Annotated in this window: 2 protein-coding genes; both read left to right on the plus strand. The window is 27.3% G+C overall.

The window, feature by feature from the left end:
- Window positions 1-1,012, plus strand: a 1,012-nt coding sequence (locus D9R21_RS07430) for a hypothetical protein (protein WP_158613940.1), incomplete at its 5' end; no start/stop codon positions are given.
- Window positions 1,013-1,231: 219 nt separating this feature from the next.
- The coding region (locus D9R21_RS05895; protein ID WP_148108854.1) for a hypothetical protein at window positions 1,232-2,150 on the plus strand (919 nt) is incomplete at its 3' end.

Here is a 2,150-nt window from a genome sequence, read left to right on the forward strand (position 1 = left end):
ATTTAATACTGATGATAACCTACTAAAATATTCAACAGTGGAATTTGAAGATGGAATTGTTGAATTAGATACAATTTTAACTTTTGCTCGTAAATTAGACCCTGTAGAAAGTGATTTTAATCCCAATCTTTGAGCAGCTGATATTGAACAAGCAATGGATACTGAAGTTGCTTATAAACGTAATAAAATTTTAGAAATTATTAACAATGGTCAAGTTACAACTATTCAAGGGAAAAAAGCAGATGATACAAATGCTTTACAAATCCACGATGAAATTATGGATAAAATATATGAAAATGGCTTTACCCCATCAGAAACAGTTGTATTGGGTTCGGCTGATTTTATTCGTGCAATTCGTAATAAATTGCAGTTACAACTTGGAGCAAATGACCAAATAAATAGCGTAATTGAAACAAGTGGAGCAATGAAAACTGTTGAAGGAACAACATACTATATGGTTCCTAAAAAATTACCAATTATTAATAAAGATGGTTCAGAAGGAACAATTACTCTATTACCAGATAGTGTTAATGCAATTGCCTTTAAATTTAGCAAAAAATATGACCCGCTTATTTTACGCAAAAAAGACCATACTCCGTTAAGAGTTGGTGGTGCTGCATTAGGTATTGGTATGGGTAATACTTTAATTATGGAAAGAGTTTTATATTTAGGTGGAGCAGTAGTTGAACCAAAAGGAATTATTAAACATATTGTTACAAAAACTGATATTAGTAAAATTAATAAATTAGATAAACCAAATATTCATGTTACAGAACCAGCAACAGCAACAGCCGAACAGTTAAAACCACAATTTAAAGATGTTGTTTTAAAAGCGGTAAAAGCCGTAAATAGTTCTTTAACTGAAAGTGATTTTGATTACTTTATTGAAAGTAAAGGTGAAGATTGACCAATTAATATTACAAATGATAAAACTGTTGAAGTTCAAATTGAAGGTAAAAACAATGCTACTGGTCAAACAAATCCGATTGATGTTAAAATTAAAAATTCTTAATAGTACTAAAAAATAGTACTTTTTCGTTTGATAGATATGCCAATTGGAACATCTAAAACAGCCCTTATTTATGCTGTTAAAAAAAATCCAACTAGATTGTCAATCCAACAACAAGAAAAAAGTTTTGGTTTACAATTATTATAATTTTTAGGAATTCAAGTTTTAGCCCTTGGTTTATCAGTTTTAACTGGTGGTGTAGCATCTGCTGTTGGTCTCGGTGTGGGATTATCTAATTTTGCCGCAGCATTTATATCGTTTGGAGTAGAAACAGCAACCGATTTTGCTGTAAATCAAATATACGATAAATTAACATCAGAAGTAACAGCAAAAAGTACTGCCTTAAATTTGTTACCAGCAATTGGTGGTATTGGAAAATTAACGCGTGCTGCTCGCACAACTAGAATTTTAAAATTAGCAAAAGAAACTAAAATACTTGAAAAATTAGGTGTAATAACTGCTAATAATTTAGAAGATGTTGTAAAACAAGTTAGGGGTAAAAAGGTTTTATCTGATAAATTAATATTTGATTTTACAAAACAGGCTAATAATGAAACTTTATTATATACAATTGGAAAATTAGCTCAAAATGATTTTTATAAAGGTTTTAAAGTTTCTAATTTAGAAACAATTAATAATTTATTAAAAATTGAGAAAAATATTCAAAAAATAAGTCCTAAATTAGTTCAAAAAATACCACGCGTAAATGAAAAAAATGCTAATAAATGATTGTCTGAATATGGATTAAATATTGATAAAATAAGCAAAATTAATACTAATGAGTGATATAACATTATGACTAATCTTCATAAAAAAGGTGTTGGTAAAAACCTACTATTAAATGCTAATTTAATGCGTGGTAGCAAAGTATATAATAATAAATTATTAAATATTTTGCATCAAACACCAATTAAATTAAATAAAGTTTTAAATCATTTAAACCCAAATTTTTATATTCAAAAAGTAACTAAAAAATTATTAGCCCCAATTGAAAAACAAATAATTACTATTAAACAAAAAGTAATTAATAAAATTACTGATAAAACTAAAAAAATATTGTCTAAATTTGAAACTAAGGCTATTAAAAAAGGCCAATTATTACCTTTTGCTTATGGTTCTGATGTTTTTTTAGCAGTAAAAA

It is taken from the genome of Spiroplasma endosymbiont of Megaselia nigra, from assembly GCF_003987485.1.
In the GTDB taxonomy this organism is placed as follows: Bacteria; Bacillota_I; Bacilli_A; order Mycoplasmatales; family Mycoplasmataceae; genus Spiroplasma.